General features: G+C 59.6%; 11 protein-coding genes. 3 read left to right on the top strand and 8 right to left on the bottom strand.

Annotated features, from left to right (window positions below):
• Positions 1 to 27: 27 nt before the first annotated feature.
• From aceE to CMG77_RS08885, 4 genes are all read right to left on the bottom strand, one after another.
• Positions 28 to 2,679, bottom strand: coding sequence for a pyruvate dehydrogenase (acetyl-transferring), homodimeric type (gene aceE, locus CMG77_RS08900; RefSeq protein WP_286904165.1), 2,652 nt, complete (start codon positions 2,677 to 2,679; stop codon positions 28 to 30).
• Between the two features lie 205 nt (positions 2,680 to 2,884).
• Complete coding sequence (locus tag CMG77_RS08895) at positions 2,885 to 5,686, bottom strand: insulinase family protein (protein ID WP_286904185.1); 2,802 nt, start codon at positions 5,684 to 5,686, stop codon at positions 2,885 to 2,887.
• 65 nt (positions 5,687 to 5,751) lie between these two features.
• A complete protein-coding gene (locus CMG77_RS08890; protein ID WP_286904163.1) occupies positions 5,752 to 6,864 on the bottom strand; it encodes an AI-2E family transporter in 1,113 nt (370 codons plus the stop codon).
• 38 nt (positions 6,865 to 6,902) lie between these two features.
• On the bottom strand, positions 6,903 to 7,151 hold the full coding sequence (locus tag CMG77_RS08885) for a sulfurtransferase TusA family protein (RefSeq protein ID WP_286804650.1): 249 nt from the start codon (positions 7,149 to 7,151) through the stop codon (positions 6,903 to 6,905).
• Between the two features lie 188 nt (positions 7,152 to 7,339).
• Here CMG77_RS08885 and CMG77_RS08880 point away from each other — a divergent pair, with 188 nt between their 5' ends.
• On the top strand, positions 7,340 to 8,749 hold the full coding sequence (locus tag CMG77_RS08880; RefSeq protein WP_502691809.1) for a M48 family metalloprotease: 1,410 nt from the start codon (positions 7,340 to 7,342) through the stop codon (positions 8,747 to 8,749).
• A 16-nt stretch (positions 8,750 to 8,765) separates the two neighbouring features.
• Here CMG77_RS08880 and CMG77_RS08875 read toward each other — a convergent pair whose 3' ends face one another.
• The 3 genes from CMG77_RS08875 to CMG77_RS08865 all read right to left on the bottom strand — a co-directional run bounded on the left by CMG77_RS08875 (position 8,766) and on the right by CMG77_RS08865 (position 13,626).
• Positions 8,766 to 11,768: a bifunctional diguanylate cyclase/phosphodiesterase gene (locus tag CMG77_RS08875; protein WP_502691808.1), complete on the bottom strand. Its 3,003-nt coding sequence runs from the start codon at positions 11,766 to 11,768 to the stop codon at positions 8,766 to 8,768.
• A gap of 455 nt (positions 11,769 to 12,223) precedes the next feature.
• Positions 12,224 to 12,451, bottom strand: coding sequence for a SlyX family protein (locus CMG77_RS08870; RefSeq protein WP_286904159.1), 228 nt, complete (start codon positions 12,449 to 12,451; stop codon positions 12,224 to 12,226).
• A complete protein-coding gene (locus CMG77_RS08865; protein WP_286904157.1) occupies positions 12,448 to 13,626 on the bottom strand; it encodes a serine hydrolase domain-containing protein in 1,179 nt (392 codons plus the stop codon). The genes CMG77_RS08870 and CMG77_RS08865 overlap by 4 nt, the downstream gene beginning before the upstream one ends.
• A gap of 475 nt (positions 13,627 to 14,101) precedes the next feature.
• On the opposite strand from CMG77_RS08865, the gene yciH reads away from it, so the two are divergent.
• On the top strand, positions 14,102 to 14,428 hold the full coding sequence (gene yciH / locus CMG77_RS08860; RefSeq protein WP_286804657.1) for a stress response translation initiation inhibitor YciH: 327 nt from the start codon (positions 14,102 to 14,104) through the stop codon (positions 14,426 to 14,428).
• Between the two features lie 453 nt (positions 14,429 to 14,881).
• Positions 14,882 to 15,418, top strand: a complete 537-nt coding sequence (locus CMG77_RS08855) for an energy transducer TonB (protein ID WP_286804658.1) — start codon at positions 14,882 to 14,884, stop codon at positions 15,416 to 15,418.
• Positions 15,419 to 15,493: 75 nt separating this feature from the next.
• Here CMG77_RS08855 and CMG77_RS08850 read toward each other — a convergent pair whose 3' ends face one another.
• A complete protein-coding gene (locus CMG77_RS08850; RefSeq protein WP_286875295.1) occupies positions 15,494 to 16,444 on the bottom strand; it encodes an acetyl-CoA carboxylase carboxyltransferase subunit alpha in 951 nt (316 codons plus the stop codon).
• Between the last annotated feature and the right edge of the window lie 179 nt (positions 16,445 to 16,623).

Below are 16,623 nucleotides of genomic sequence, written 5' to 3'. Positions count from 1 at the left end.
GACTCAGCCCCGGGGCGTACCGATTCGTTAAACGGTCAGAGGGTCGGCCTTGTCCGGATCAATACCAAACTGCTTGATGGCCTTGCTGACCACCTCGGGCTTCACTTTGCCCTGATCCGCCAGGGACTTGAGCGCGGCAATCACAACGAAGTTGCGATCCACTTCAAAGAAGTGACGCAGTTTCTCACGGCTGTCACTGCGACCGAAGCCGTCGGTACCCAGTACATAGTAGTCGCCCGGCACGTAGGGACGCAGTTGTTCCGAGTAGTTCTTCATGTAGTCGGTCGCGATGATGAACGGACCGTCCTGCCCTTCCAGTTGCTCGGTCAGGTACGCCTTACGGGGCTTCTCACCGGGGTGCAGCAGGTTCCAGCGAGCGGCGCGCTGACCGTCGCGGGTCAGTTCGTTCACGCTGGTGACACTCCACACGTCGGCTTCCACACTGAAGTCGTTGCGCAGAATCTCGGCGGCTTCACGCACTTCATTCAGAATGGTACCGGAGCCCATGAGCTGGACGCGGTTTTTCTTCTTGCTGGTNCCTTTTTCGAGCTGATAGATACCCTTGATGATGCCTTCTTCGGCGCCCTTGGGCATATCNGGATGAACGTAGTTCTCGTTCATCAGGGTAATGTAGTAGTAGCAGTTTTCCTTTTCCTGATACATACGCTTCAGGCCATCCTGCACGATCACCGCGACCTCGTAGGAGTAGGTCGGGTCATAGGTGCGGCAGTTCGGGATGGTGTTGGCCAGAATGTGGCTGTGGCCATCCTGGTGCTGCAGGCCTTCGCCGTTCAGGGTGGTGCGACCGGCGGTACCGCCGAGCAGGAAACCACGTGCCTGGGCATCACCGGCCAACCAGGCCAGATCACCGACGCGCTGGAAGCCAAACATCGAGTAGTAGATGTAGAACGGCAGCAGCGGCTTGTGGTTGTTGCTGTAGGAAGTCGCGGCCGCAATCCACGCGGACATGGCACCGGCTTCGTTGATACCTTCCTCGAGGATCTGACCTTTCTGATCCTCTTTGTAGTACATGATCTGACCGGCATCCTGCGGCGTGTACTTCTGGCCTTCGGCCGAGTAAATGCCGATCTGGCGGAACATGCCTTCCATACCAAAGGTACGGGCTTCGTCCGGCACAATCGGTACGACCTGATTGCCCACCTTCTTGTCTTTGATTAGCGTGTTGAGCACGCGAACAAAAGCCATGGTGGTGGAAATGGTGCGGTCACCGGTGCCTTCGAGCTGCTTGCTGAAGGCGTCCAGGCCCGGGATTTCCAGGGCTTCGAAATCCGCTTTACGAGCCGGCAGATAACCGTTGAGCTGCTTGCGACGCTCGTGCAGGTACTGCATTTCCGCGCTGTCTTCCGGCGGACGGTAGTACGGGATTTTTTCCAGATCCTTGTCTTCGATCGGGATGTTGAAACGGTCACGGAAGGTCTTGAGCGCATCGATGTCGAGCTTCTTGACCTGGTGCGCATTGTTGACCGCTTCACCGGTCGGGCCCATGCCATAACCTTTTACGGTCTGNGCCAGAATGACGGTGGGCTGGCCTTTGGTGTTCACCGCGTTGTGGTACGCATTGTACACCTTGTGCGCATCGTGACCGCCACGGGCCAGGTGCAGGATTTCGTCGTCGGTCATGTCTTTGACCAANTCCAGCAGCTCGGGGTATTTGCCGAAGAAATGCTCACGGGTGTAAGCGCCACCGTTGGCCTTGTAGTTCTGCATTTCGCCGTCGAGNACTTCGTCCATACGCTTCTGNAGCAGNCCGGTTTTGTCTTTCTCCAGCAGCTTGTCCCAGGCACCGCCCCAAAGCACTTTTACCACGTTCCANCCGGCACCGCGGAANACGCCTTCGAGCTCCTGAACCACCTTGCCGTTACCGCGCACCGGNCCGTCCAGGCGCTGCAGGTTACAGTTGATGACAAAAATCAGGTTGTCGAGCTTCTCGCGGCCCGCCAGAGAAATGGCACCCANAGATTCCGGCTCATCACACTCACCGTCACCCANGAANGCCCAGATCTTGCGATCGCCCTTTTCAATCAGGCCGCGCTGATCCAGGTAACGCATCACGTGCGCCTGGTAAATCGAGTTGATCGGACCGAGACCCATGGAAACGGTCGGGAACTGCCAGTAATCCGGCATCAACCAGGGGTGCGGNTAAGAGGACAGGCCCTTGCCATCGACTTCGCGACGGAAGTTGTCCAGTTGCTCTTCGGTCAGGCGACCTTCGAGGAAGGAGCGGGCGTACATACCCGGNGAGCTGTGGCCCTGNAAGTACACCAGATCGCCCGGCTTNCCGNNTTCGCTGCCGCGCCAAAAATGGTTGAAGCCGACTTCNTACAGGGTTGCAGCTGAGGAGAAGGAGGCAATGTGGCCACCCAACTCGTCGGCACTCTTGTTCGCCCGAACCACCATGGCAATGGCGTTCCAGCGAATAATGGAGCGAATCTTGCGCTCGATGTAGGCATCGCCGGGGCTCTGCACTTCTTTCGAAACCGGAATGGTGTTGCGATAAGGGGTGGTGATCGCCGAGGGCTGATCAATACCGTGGTCTACCGCATTTTCTGACAGTTGCTTCAGAAGGAAAGTGGCCCGTTCTTTGCCTGCGTGGCGAACAACTGACTCAAGGGCATCCAGCCATTCTCTCGTTTCGAGGGCATCGATATCTTCTTGCATTAAATTCTCCTCAGCCGTGCACGCATTGGCACATCTAATCGTTGCGTTCAATCAATAGGAAATTGAAAACAGGTGTCTCTGCACCGCCATAGAGCCCTTGTGTGGGATGTTATATAGGGTTATGGCCAGTATTGGTAGAGCCGAAAAATCAGCGAATTCTTACATATTCACGCCTTTTTTACCAGTCCGCCGCCGCGCNGCGGNCTCAGGGGTAACTCAGGGCCTCAAGGGCCTTCTGGTAATCGGGTATGGCGTCGATNGGGNTNGCCTCCGGNGCCTCTTCNGANCGATCCGTCACCAGCCACAGACGCCGGGCGGGNTCGGCAAACACCTGGCGNTAATANGCCTGCANGGATTCAGCCGTNACGGCCTCCACCGCCTGGGCCAGGCGTTCGCGCCGATCAAAGCGGGTNTCCCCCATCATCAGGTCNTCCCAGTACNGGCCAGACTGCTGGTACAGGGTCTTGGCCGGCTCGCGCAACTCGCGGACCAGNGCNGCCTTCTGTTCCGCCAACCCCTCTTTTAAGTGGCTTTCAGCGCCANCCAGGAAGCCATCCATTTCCCGCCAGAGGCGGTCACTGTCAACCGATGGCGACTGGACNACCANCACGGTGCCCTCCTGATCTTTAAGCGGTAAGGCAAANACCGTCGCCACATAGCCCAACTGCTTNTCGGTGCGCAGCTCATGAAAAAATGCCGGTTGCAGCAACCGTCGGGCCAGTTGCATATGGGCCACATCATTCAGCTTAGNGGAGAGCCCCTGAACGTACAGCATGGTGACACTGTCGTTATGCTCCAGAGGCCGCTCATACACCCAGGGGCCCTGGGATTTCAGGCGGAACACCCGGGCCGGCGCCAGATCCAGGCGCGTCAGATCGCCGAGCAATTGATGCTCAAGGTACGCCGCCAGGCGCACCGCCTCCTGACGATACAAATTGCCGTACAGCAACACTTCCAGNTCAGCGTCTTTTAGCACCGAGTCGGCAAACTGGTGGATNGCCTTGAGGTCAATCCCCTCAAGCACCTGGAGCTTGTCCCGTCCCAGCGAATAGGGCTCAAAATGCAGGCGCGGCACCTGCCTGGCGATCACGCCGTAGGGAGTATCGAGCGCTTCGTTGCGCCAGCGCCTCTCCACCTTGCGCTTAAGGTCATCAAAGCGGTCCTGTGCAAACCGCCCCTTGCGCAACGCCTCAACAATACGGGTCAACAGGAGATTCTGGCGACTGCTGTAACCAAANATTTCGATATCCAGGCCCCGAGTGTTGGGGCGCAAGGAAAAATCCAGTCCGGCCAGTTGGGCCGGATAGGCAAATTCATTGAGCTGGTCCCGCACCAGCTCGGATAACAGCTCGGCTTTGGCCGCGCCTTCAACGCCGGCCGCCACCTGGGGTAGCTTGAGCCGAAGGCGCATGCTCGTTTTGGGCACCTCAAACTTCTGATCCCATTGATACCAGACCTTGATTCTCGACTTATCGACCACCGCCTCNGGGAGACGGGGCGTAGCCTCGTCCGAGGCACCCGGCCCGGGCAGCAGCGGCGCCTCCTTGACGGCCAGTCGACTGGGGATAAAGTCATTGGGCTTGGGCAANACCAGCTGTTTCTGGATTCGGGCCTTGATTTCGGGCTGCTCCACCGCCTGCTCTTGGACCTGGTAAGGCGTCTGGTAATACGGAGAGCGGCTCTCCCCCTCCACCTTGGGAGCGACCAGGGACACCAGCACATTCCCACTATTCAGGTATCCAAGGTACTTCTTGATCAGTTTGGCGTCATACCCCGCATACCGGTAATCACCCCACAGCACGTTTTCCGGTTCGTAGAGATGCAGTCNGTAGGCGAGCCCACGGACCGTGTCCATCGGAGCGCTGACCTCCCGAAAACGGAAGTCGATGTTCGCCATCTGCTGGAGCTCTTCGTATCGCCAGGCGTCCAGACCCCGAGCCTCAATCTGCTCAATGGAGTGAAACACCAGGGCCACAATCTGATCGGCGGCCCGAACTCCGAGCTCGGTCAACTGAATGGACACCTGGAACATGGCATCGTACCGGTCCCGGTGTCGGGTGCCGGCACTCAGGCCTTCCGCCCAACCCAGCTCCTTGAGCAGCGACAGCAGGCTGCCCTCCCCTTCGTGCCCCAACAGGTGGCCGATGTAGTGCAGCGGCTTATGGGCCTCGCTATCGGCGTTGACCGGAAGAGGAAATAGAAGGGACAGGCGGCGAATGTCTTTTTCGGGCTGAATGGACACCCGCACAGGCAGNTGATCTTTCCCGAACAGCGGAGGGTAGGCCNCGGGCAGGGAAACCTCCCGGGTTGGAATCGCTTTGAACCGTTCCGTCACCTGTTTCTGCAGCTCATCGAGACTGCCCCGNCCCAGNACNACCAGCGACATCAGGTCCGATGAGTAGTAGCGCTGNTAAAANTCGATCAGGTCTTTGCGCAGGGGGCGCTCTTCGGTATCCGCCAGGGTCGTGAGATTNCCGACCCCNAAGCGGGACGCCGGATGAGCCGGATTCATCAGTGCCTGATAGACATCCTGTATNCGACGGGCGTCATCGTTCAGGCGGGCCTTGTATTCCGACTCGACCGCGAACCGCTCCCGNTCGACGTACTCGGGATTGAAAAGCGGCGCAATAAAAAACTGCGCAAAGCGATCCAGGGCNGGCTCAAGGTACTCGGGGTCGATATCAAAATANTAATTGGTGTGCTCGCTCGCGGTATAGGCGTTGTGGCTGCCGCCGTGACGACTGATAAACGCGGGATAGGCATCCGGCTCCGGATATTTTTCCGTCCCCAGGAAGAGCATGTGCTCGAGAAAGTGCGCCAGGCCCTCGCGCCCCAGAGGATTCTGATGATGGCCCACATGAACATCCAGNGAAGCCGCGGCTTTTTCCGCCTGCGGNTCCGAAATCAGAAGGACTTTCAGCCCGTTNTCCAGCGTCAGGTANCGNTAATCCCGGTGATCGATATCNCCTTTTACGGGCGTCACGGCCTGGGCCGAGGCCNCCAGCATCACGGTGGTTACCAACAGGGAAGCCACGACAAGGCTCCAACGGCGAAGAGGGACGGCTGCGTGCATTATGCCTCGCTTTGTTCGGTGTCATGTAAAGCCTGTCCCTGCCGTTCCTGATTGTGCGCCTCCTTGACGCCGATTGGCCAGGCATAAAGGATTGCCTTGACCAGCGTAGCCAGGGGGATCGCAAAAAACACACCCCAGAATCCCCACAAGCCACCGAAAACCAGTACGGCCAGAATGATGGCCACCGGNTGTAAATTGACCGCTTCGGAAAACANCAATGGNACAAGCACGTTACCGTCCAGTGCCTGCAGGATGCCGTACGCAACCAACAGGTACACGAACTCCGGGCCCCAGCCCCACTGAAAGAATCCCACCAGGGCCACCGGTATGGTNGCGACCGCNGCCCCGATNTANGGCACCANCACNGACAATCCGACCGCGATCGCGAGCAACGCGCTGTAGTTCAGGCCAAACAGGACAAAGACTACGTANGCGGTCGCGCCGACGATGACAATCTCGATGGCTTTACCCCTGACGTAGTTGGCAATCTGCTGNTTCATNTCCTGCCATATTTTGCTCATCAGCGGTCGCTTCTCCGGCAGAAAACCNGCAAACCAACGCATGATGGACTGACTGTCCTTAAGGAAGAAATACACCAGAATGGGTACCAGAACGAAGTAGACGAGTACTGTGGCCAGCACCGGCAGGTTGGATACGGAAAAGCTGACNATGTACTGTCCCACATAACCCANTTCAGAGCTGGTAATGGACATCATCTGCTCCACCTGCGCCTCACTGATCAGGCTCGGNTAGCGNTCGGGCAAGAGNAGCATCAGCTCCTGCCACTCCCGGAGCATCCTCGGCAATTCGGCAAAAAAGCGGGTGGACTGCTGCCAGATAACCGGCAACAGCCCCAGCATGATGGCCGCCACGCTGGCCATCAGCACCATGAACGTGATCAGCACCGCCAGCCAGTGCGGGACCCTCAGGGATTTNAGCCGGACCACCATGCCCTGCATCAAAAANGCGATGATCAGGCTGGCAATCATGGGCGCCAGCACGGCCCCCAGGGTCAGAATGACCACCAGGCCCACCGCCAGCAACACCAGCAGCAGTACTGCCTCCTCATCGGAGAAGTAGCGATCGATCCAGCGGCGAATAATTTTCAGCATAAGTGTCCGTTTTGACCTGTAGCCACGCGTAAGGCGGGTCAGGATTTTACCAGAATGTAGATATAGAGGCCGTCGGGGGATTCTTCCCGCTCCAGCCCGTGACCCGCGAGGGTGGCGAACGTCTGAAAGTCCCGAACCGAACCGCTGTCCGTGGCCAGGATCCGCACCGCCTCACCCGGCGCGAGATCGCGCAGCGCCTGCTTTGCCTTGAGCAGCGGCAGAGGGCAGCGCAGCCCCTGGGCATCCACCTCCAGCACGACCGGTGCAGATCCTTCCCGAGCGGTCATGGGTGCCCCCCGCTTTTCGGTAACGGCTGAACCGAGTCGGGCGTCCGTGGTCTCAGGAGCAACGCCAGTGCGGAAGCGCGGCCTGCCTCTGGCGCCTCAGGTGCGGCCAAGGCTACACTGTGCGCAACAGGAAGAACACCGGAGTCTGAATCGACGTGAAACATGTTGTCACCCTTGTCTTGAGTCTGATGCTGCTGTCAGGTGCCGCCAACGCGAACCGGGAGCTGCAATTGCCGGTGCTGGGCGATACCAGTTCGGCAATCAGCTCGCCCTATCAGGAGCAGCAACTGGGCCGGGAAGTGCTGCGATTGTACCGCAGTCGGATGCCGACGTCCTCCGATTACCAGGTCGTCCAGTACCTGGAGGATTTGCTCAATCAGCTTGCAGTGCACAGTGAACTGGAAGACCCCAGCCTGCAACTGGTGGTAATTGAAAATCCCAACATCAACGCCTTCGCGGCCCCGGGGGGCATTATCGGGGTGAATACCGGTTTGCTCAACTACGCTGAAAACGAGCACCAACTGGCCTCGGTGCTGGCCCACGAACTGGCGCACCTGAGCCAACGCCACTACGCCCGGCGCCTGCAACAACAGCAACAGATGAGCGTCCCTTACTATGCCGCCCTGCTGGGCAGCCTGATCCTGGCCGCCACTTCCGGCTCCGACGCGGGCATTGCCGCCATGATGAGTACCCAGGCCGCCGCGCTGGATGCCCAACTGCGCTTCAGCCGGCAATTTGAACAGGAAGCCGACCGCCTGGGGATGCAGACCATGGCCCGGGCCGGACTGGACCCCAACGCCGCCAGCGATATCTTTGAAATCATGCTGCGGGCCACCCGCTATACCGAACGCCCCCCCGAGTTTCTGCTGACCCACCCGGTCACCGAGCGGCGGATTGCCGATACCCGAAATCGCGCCATGAACCTGCCCCGGACGAAGCCAGCGGTCAATCTGGAATACCACCTGATGAGGGCCCGTACCCGGGTGGAACACGAGCAATCAGCGCAACGGGCAGTACAACTATTTCAGAACGAGCTGGACGCCAAGCGCGAACCCCTGGCCGCCAGCCGGTATGGCCTGGCGCTGGCGCAGATCCGGGCCGGACAGTTTGACGCCGCCGAGGCCACTATGGCGCCGTTGCTCGAGGAAGACGCCGACCGACTGACGTACCAATTGCTGGCGGCGGAGCTCGACACCGAGCGGAGCAACCATGAGCCGGCCCTGGAGCGCCTGAGTGCTCTTTATCAGACGCAACCGGACCACTATGCAGTGACCATGAATTATGCGCTGGCGCTGATGAAAGCCAACCAATTCGAACAGAGTACCCGATTGCTCAATCGGTTCTCTCGTCAGCGCCGGGACGATCCGGCCGTGTGGTATTGGCTGGCAGAAGTGAGCGGCCTGGCCGGTGATATTCAGCAGGTCCATGAAGCCCGNGCCGAATATTTCATTCAGGTGGGCGCCTACAGCCAGGCCCTGCAGCAACTGCAGAATGCCCTCAAACGCACGGATGACAACAGCACCCATACGCGGATTCTGTTAAGAGAGCGCATCAAGCAGGTCGAGGAAATGCAGCGCACAGCGGCGCGAATTCTGTAACGCGGCGGGACTGTTATCAGCCGCGTCGGGCGGCGCAGGGCCGCTCGACCCACCGGGANTCCGTCAGCCAGGTTTCCAGCGCCGCTTGCGGCATGGGCCGGCCAATGTGATAGCCCTGGGCGAGATCACANTCCAGGGCCTGCAGCCGGCGCAGCAGCGCCTCGGACTCCACCCCTTCGGCCACCACGTTCAACCCCAGGTTNTGGGCCAGATGAATCGTCGATTTGACGATGATTTCATCCTGCTCGTCGTCGAGCATCTGCCGGACAAATGAGAAGTCGATTTTAAGCGTCTGCACGGGCAGACGTTTCAGNTACGCGAGGGATGAATAACCGGTTCCGAAATCGTCGATGCTCAGACAGATCCCCAGCTCATGCAGACGCTCGAGATTGGTCATCGCNCGGCGCGGATCGGTCATGATCGAGCTTTCGGTAATTTCCAGCTCNAGGGCCCAGTGCGGTAANCCNTANTCNTCAAGCAGCANCTCCACCTGTCGAGGCAGAGTGTCGTCCATCAGGTTCCGCGCGGACAGGTTGACCGCCACGCNCAGCGGGAATCCCGCGCNGTGCCATTCACANCAGGTGGCNATGCTCTGCTTNAACACCCAGTGGGTCAGCGGGTGAATCAGGTTGGTGGCTTCGGCGATGGGGATAAANTCCGCNGGTGAAATCATGCCCAGTGTCGGATGCTGCCAGCGCAATAGCGCCTCCAGGCCGTAACAGCGCTGACCGTGCAGTTCGATTTTGGGCTGAAAATGCAGGCACANCTGATCNTCCCGAATGGCCCGCCCGAGTTCGTTGATCAATGACAGTCGCTGAGGAGAGTGCGGGTCTTTTTCANCGTCNTACAGGGCCACACCGGTCATTTCCGACTTGGCGCAGTACATGGCNACATCCGCATAGCGCATCAGGGTACTGACATCGCTGGCCTGATCNGGACTCATCGAAATGCCGATACTGGCGCTGATTTCNGNGGTGTAGCCTTCAATAACAAANTCGTTGCGCAGNGCATCCAGTACCCGATGNCCCANCACCANNGCCTGTCGGTGGTGNCGAATATCCGGCAGAAAAATCGCNAACTCATCNCCGCCCAGGCGGGCAACCANCCCCTCNGTGTCNGCCATTTCGCTACTCAGCCTCGGCCCAATCTGGCTCAGTAACTGGTCGCCGACGGAGTGACCGAGGGTATCGTTGATTTCCTTGAAGCGATCCAGATCAATCAACAAAAGGGCCGCCTTNCGCCCATCCGACTGTTTCAACCAACGCTCNATCTCCCGGTACAGACGGGTGCGNTTGGGCAGNCGGGTCAAGGCATCGTGGGTGGCCTGATACTCGAGNTTCTCTTCGTACCGTTTGCGCGCGGTGATGTCTTTACTGGTNCCCCAGACGCGACACAGCGNNCCGTTTTCGACTTCACCGACACAGGAAATCTGGAAGTGGATCTCGCCCCGNCCGCGCGGATCACTTCGGGCAATTTCATAGTCGATCAGTTGATAGCCGTTNCCAATGAATTGTTGGACATCGAAGCGATACCGACTGGAGCCGGTTTCCCNCAANCCGCTNCCCAACAGTGACTCGACCGAGGGCGCCCCCATGATCTGNGCCAGAACCCGGTTGCCTTCCGCCAGACGGGCACTGCGGACAATNGCGGCCTNCTGTTCATCCGGNGTCAGATNCGTGGGCACCGGTGGCGNCATATCGTAACGCCAGATNGCCTCGGAGCTGTTNGCGATGAAAGCCCGATAGCGTGCCTCGCTCTGGGCCAGCGCCCGTTCGCGCAGAACACTGTCGGTAATGTCGTTGACTACCAACAGTACCCCGTTGACGTAGCCCTGATTGTTTTTGGTCGGAATCTTGTCGACCGAAAACCAGTGACGCGACCCGTCCCGCTGCGCACTTTCAACGGAATTCAACTGNGCATCACCGGTGCGGACCACCTGCATCANCTCNCGNTGACGCTCNTCCGGGCTNTCCCACTGNGGGGCGACTTCGAGAAAACTTTTGCCCACCTGCAACGCNGNTCCGAGCAGGCCTCTGGCNAGCTCATTGAAATCCTTCACCANNCCCCAGCGATCGAANTAGCCGATCCCGGCACGCATGGAGTCCAGCAACAGCCTCAGCTCCTGCTGCTGACTCTGCAAGCTGCGCTCAATGGCTTTCTGACGGGTGATGTCGGTCATGATCTGACCGATTCCCCGCTGGGCTCCGTCGGGCCCCTCGATTGGGAAACGAACACAGACAAAGGTGTACTGGCGACCGTCCTNCCCCGGCAGAACTTCTTCGACCTCCGCCGGCAGAGCGCCGGCCAGCAGTGCCTGCTCCTGCACCCGTCGCTGCTNCGCAATCGGGGNGGGAAACAGGTCATCGTCGGTCTGCCCGCACAGATCGTCGGCATCCCGGCCAAACCAGCGGGCAAAGCTGTCGTTAACCAGCAGGTACTTGCCGTCCAGTGATTTGATCGACACCAGGTTGTGCGAGTTGTTGATCAGGCTGTAGAGCAGCTGATCCCGGTGTAACAGCTCCTGGTGAGCACTGCGCTCGCCGCTGCGGTCCTGACACTGAATCAGCACCCGGGTCACGTCACCGTAGCGGTCCCGCATGGGCAGAAAACTCACCCTGAGCGGAACCTCCTGCTCGGTAAACAACTCATTGCGGTGCACATTGGCCAGAGGGTAATCCAGGTCGAAACACTGAATTTCGCCTTGCTGAAACACACGTCGCACCCGGCTCAACANATCCGGGCGCGCCTGCAGCACCCGGTCACGCAATACCCGGTAGCGACCGATTCCGGCGGTACTCTGGCGNGGAGTGAGCTGCAGCAGAACTTCCAGGGCGTGATTGCATTCGAGCATTACCCCGTCCGGATCGGTGACAAAACTGGCAATCGGACTTTCGGCAAACAGGCGGGAGAGCANGCTTTGAACATACTCGGGACCGGGNTTGGCCAGCCAATGCTGACTGCTGACCACCGCCCCCACATAGTGATGAGCCCCCGAGTCGGTCCGGCATCGGCGCCCCATAAAGCGCAGCCGGGGCTGGCTGGCCAGGCCGGCCAGACAGACCTCACAGGAGGCGGGCCCATCGCCCTGGCGATGGGCGGAAAACGTCTGCTGAAACAGGTATTGATCCGCCGGAGGCATAAGCGCCAGTAACTGGGTCTCATCGGCGATCTCGCCCAGCTCCGGAACCCAGCGATATATCGTGTCGGACAGCATCAGCGTCCGGTCATTCAACGAGAGCTCCCAGAGTGCNATATNCGACGCACTGAGCGCCGACCCCACCAGATCAGGATCGGAGAGCGAGCCGGTTAGCGGAGCGGCATTGGACTGACCGGAGTATCCCTGCGGCATGTTCTGAAGGTCGACTCTTTACTCGAAATGATAATGGGTGACCCAAGTGTAGACGAAAAACACCCGCTGAATGAGCGCTCAAGGCAACGCCTATCGTCAAAAACCACCATACANCCGAAAAGTCGTCAGTAATGCGGCGGGCGCTCGTCGGCCGGACTGCCGCCCTCCTCCCCCGGAGACTGCTCCACCGCATCTCTCAAGTCCCGGTACTTGNCGGCCAGCGCCCGCAGTTGCTGTTCCAGACGATCTATCTGTTCGGTCTGNCGCGCCACCACATCGTTGAGGTCGGTCAGTGTCTGCTCCTGAAACGCCAGGCGTGATTGCAGATCTTCCAAGGNATCAGAGTCACTCATGGCGCTTCTCCCAGGCAGTCATAGAGGGCATTGATCAGGCGTTGTGGGCGGGGGTCGATAAGCAGGCTCTGCCCCATCCGCCCGGTGACATAGCCGAAACCAATGCCGTAGTCCGGATCGGCAAAACCGAGNCAGCCCCCCGCTCCCGGGTGACCAAAACCGCCTCNNCCCCGCCCAAAGCGGCAGTCAGCGCGCTTCTGGGACAACATGAAACCNTGCCCGAANCGCAGCGGCAAACCGAGTACGCGGTCTTGCTCGAAGGTCAGCTCGTCGCCACACAGTGCGAGCTGCTTTTCCGAGAGCAGGCGCACACCGCCCAGATCNCCCCGNTTGGCCAGNGCGCCATACAGNGCCGCCAGGTCGCGNGCGCTGCTGTGGCCATTGGCGGCGGGTATCTCGGCCTGNCGCCACNGCTCGGTATTGGCGGCGGTCAGGAGGGTCATGGGGTTGCTGAAGGCTTTGTTGGTGACACCGCGAGGGTCGGCCTTCATGATTTTCCCCAGCGACTGGCTGTCCGCTCCGTTACTGGCGCCACCGAGCGCCTTTTTCAGCGGCCGGGCCTGCGCCAGNGACACCTCACCCCGGGCGCCGAAGCCCAGTCCGAGCCCGAGGGGCTGGGNAATACGATCCGCGACCCAATCATTGAAGCGNTCCGCCCCGGTAATGCGACGCACCAGCTCNCCCAGTGCCCAGCCGAACAGAAACGGGGAGTAGCCCTGGGCCGTNCCGGGGGACCACCAGGGCTCGGCCCGCTCGATACGCTCAACCATGGCATCCCAGTCGAAGATGTCANCCTCCGCGACCCGGTCCTGAAGCGCGGACAGNCCCGACCGGTGACTCAGCAGATCCCTGACCCGGATNCCNCTTTTGCCCTGNTGGGCGAACTCGGGCCANTAGTGAGCNACNGGTTTNTCCAGATCCAGCTGNCGGGCATCCACCAGNTGCAGTATGGATAGCGCCACTATCCCCTTACTGGCGGAAAACAGATTGACCTGGGTATCCTCCTGCCAGGANTGCCCCGGCGAGGCCTCCCCCGCCCAGAGNNTNACCAGNGGCTCNCCGGCACGATACACCGCCAGTGCCGCCGCCTCTTCACCGGCCTCGGCCATATTCTCCTGAAAGGCGTTTACCAGTGGCNGCCAGCGATCCGTCCAGNGNCCCTGAACCTCACTCATCACCGGCTCCCGGCAGACTGGCGAAGTAGTGNCTCAGGGANTCGATCGCCTCATCGCTAAGGTTACGTGCCACTGAGCNCATCATGGGGTTNTCCCGTTCGCCGCTGCGNAAGGCATGNAACTGCTNCTCCAGGTANTCNTGCGGCAAACCGGCAATNGANGGNTAAGANGCCACNCNNGAGANCCCNTCGGGCCCGTGACAGCCGACGCACATACGTGCCACCCGTTTACCNTCGGCAATACGCTGCTNCTCGGGACTGANTGATGCCTGGGCGCTGCCNCCCGATTCGCNATCACTGCAGGCCATCAATGCCCAGCCGGCNCTNANTAGCAACGCCCCTTTNAACAGNCGCCACGGCAGATTGTTCGATGTCACTGGTATCCCCTTGTCGATAGGCTTTGGTCGAAAATCGGGAGGGATTCTANCATTGAGGTTGGTATCATGGGGGTTTTGTCCCNGGGGGAGGTTGTTTCGATGAGCAAGAACAGTCGTCTGGTGTATTCGACGGAAGTGGGTCGCATCAAGCCGCAAGCCGAGGAGCCGGAGGCACCCCCCGCAGGCGATGGCATTGTGCGTTTGCACCGCGAGACCAAGGGCCGCGGCGGTAAGGCGGTGACTCTGATCAAGGGGATTCCGCTGGCCGGCGCGGAATTGAAGGCGCTGGCGAAGGAGCTGAAGAAGCTCTGCGGTGTGGGCGGCACGATCAAGGACGGTGAGGTGACGATTCAGGGTGATGTCCGGGAAAAGCTGAAGCCGGCACTTGAGAAGAAAGGATTTACGGTGAAGATTGCTGGGGGGTGAATGTTGCCCTCACGTTGGAAGTCGGGGGACTCCGCATTACAGTGCTGCGGAAGGGTAAGCCCCTTTGAGACACGCTGTGAATACATCCCTGTACGCTCTGCACCGGCCATCCAGGCCGGTGACGGTCTCAAAGGGGCTCACCCTTCCTCCGCCAGGAGTAGCCGAACGTTGGCTGGAGGTAGTGAGTAGGTCGGATTAGCACAGCGTAATCCGACATGGGCTCTCCTCAAGCAGTGGTTTTTCGCCAAGCAATGTCGGATTACACGCTTCGCGCTAATCCGACCTACTCACTAGCAAGTCGATACAGGCGAGAGTCAGCTATCTCCCGGAGATATCCACCCGCAGCACTCCGCTACAACGTCCCTGGCAAACAGGCAACACCTGGCGCTATTTTTGCAGTAATCCGAGACAAACCTTCATAACGTCAAGTTTTTGTCTTCGAGGACTCAAACCGTGGATAGCGCGATCTTTATCGAACTGCTGGATACCTCCCTCAAAGTCGCCCTGGGGGCACTCATCGCCGGGGTGGCCGGATGGTGGGTCATGCGGCGCAACGCCATTGTCGGCTCCCGCTCCCCCCAGGAAAACCGCAAACTCAGCCTGCTGGAAGACGTGTCCGGACAAGTCGGGCGGGTTACCCACACCTTCGCCAAATACTCGTCACTGGCCGCCGAATCCATCCAGTTTGGCAAACGCTGGCCCAAAGAGCGCCGCGCCGAGCTGGAACAGATCAGCGCCGAGTTGGTGAACGAGTTCAAAGGGCTGGCGGATGCCGAGGCCAAGCTGCTCATGCTCGGTGAAAACAACCTCGAGCGCAGCCTGCGCCTGTACGGCAGTCAGATTGCCCAGTTCCGCAAGCAGGTGTATGCCGGGCGGGAGGATATCAGCCTGGAGCAGATTGCTGCGTTCAAAAAAGAGGTAGCGCGCACCCGGGAGAAGTTCTATGAGCTGCTGAGTCGCAAGTACGATCGGCTGCTGGCGAACGCCTAGGTTACAACCACCACACATAAAAAAACCGCTCACAACGGAGCGGTTTTTTCATAGTCACACCAATCCAGTTCAGGATCAGGGATTGCCGTAACTCATCAGGCGCTGGTAGCGACGCTCGAGCAAATCGTCGATGGGCTCGTTGCTCAGACGATCCAGCTGCGCACTCAAGCGCTCCTTGAGCTTGCTCGCCATGGCGTCGATATCCCGGTGGGCGCCGCCCAAGGGTTCCGGAATGGTTTCATCCACAATGCCCAACTCCTCCAGCACGGTGGAGGTCACACCCATGGCCTCGGCGGCCTGGGGCGCCTTGGCCACGGTTTTCCAGATGATGTTGGCACAGCCTTCCGGCGAGATCACAAAATAGGTGGAGTACTGCAGCATGTTGAGCTGATCGCCCACGCCAATGGCCAGGGCGCCACCGGAGGAGCCCTCACCAATCACGGTGCAGATGATCGGCGTGCGCAGGTGGGACATCACCGCCAGGTTCTGGGCGATGGACTCACTGATACCACGCTCTTCCGAGTCGATACCGGGGTAGGCCCCCGGGGTGTCGATCAGGGTCAGGACCGGCAACTTGAAACGCTCGGCCATTTCCATCAGACGCAACGCCTTGCGGTAGCCTTCCGGGCGCGGCATACCGAAGTTGCGATACACCTTATCGTTGACACTACGACCTTTTTCCTCGCCAATCACCATGACGGGTTTGCCGTCCAAGCGGGCAACGCCGCCGATAATTGCGTGATCATCGCCGAAATGGCGGTCACCGTGCAGCTCATCCCAATCGGTGAACAGACGTTTGATGTAGTCAGAGGTATAGGGGCGATGCGGGTGGCGGGCCACCTGCACCACTTGCCAGGGGGTCAGTTGCGCGTAGATGCTCTCGGTAAGCTTGGTGCTCTTTTCGCGCAGCTTGGCAATTTCCTCGGTGATATTGAGGTCATTATCGCTGCCCACCAGCTGCAGCTCTTCGATTTTGCCTTCGAGTTCGGCGATGGGCTGTTCAAATTCCAGATAATTCAGATTCATAGTCGGCTTTTCAGGCTCAGTGTTGTCGTCCGATCAATAAACGCGGATGGAAAGGCGCCTAAGATACGCGAAACCGTCAAAATAGTCGACCTCTGAGGCGGCGTGGGTGGGTGACTCTGGGTTGCGGCGGGTGCGCGCTTTGCGCTTACCCGCCCTACGCGAAGGTCGGGCGGGTATCG

The organism is Marinimicrobium sp., from assembly GCF_002695945.1.
In the GTDB taxonomy this organism is placed as follows: Bacteria; Pseudomonadota; Gammaproteobacteria; order Pseudomonadales; family Cellvibrionaceae; genus Marinimicrobium; species Marinimicrobium koreense.
This window is presented reverse-complemented; position numbering and strand designations above follow the sequence as displayed.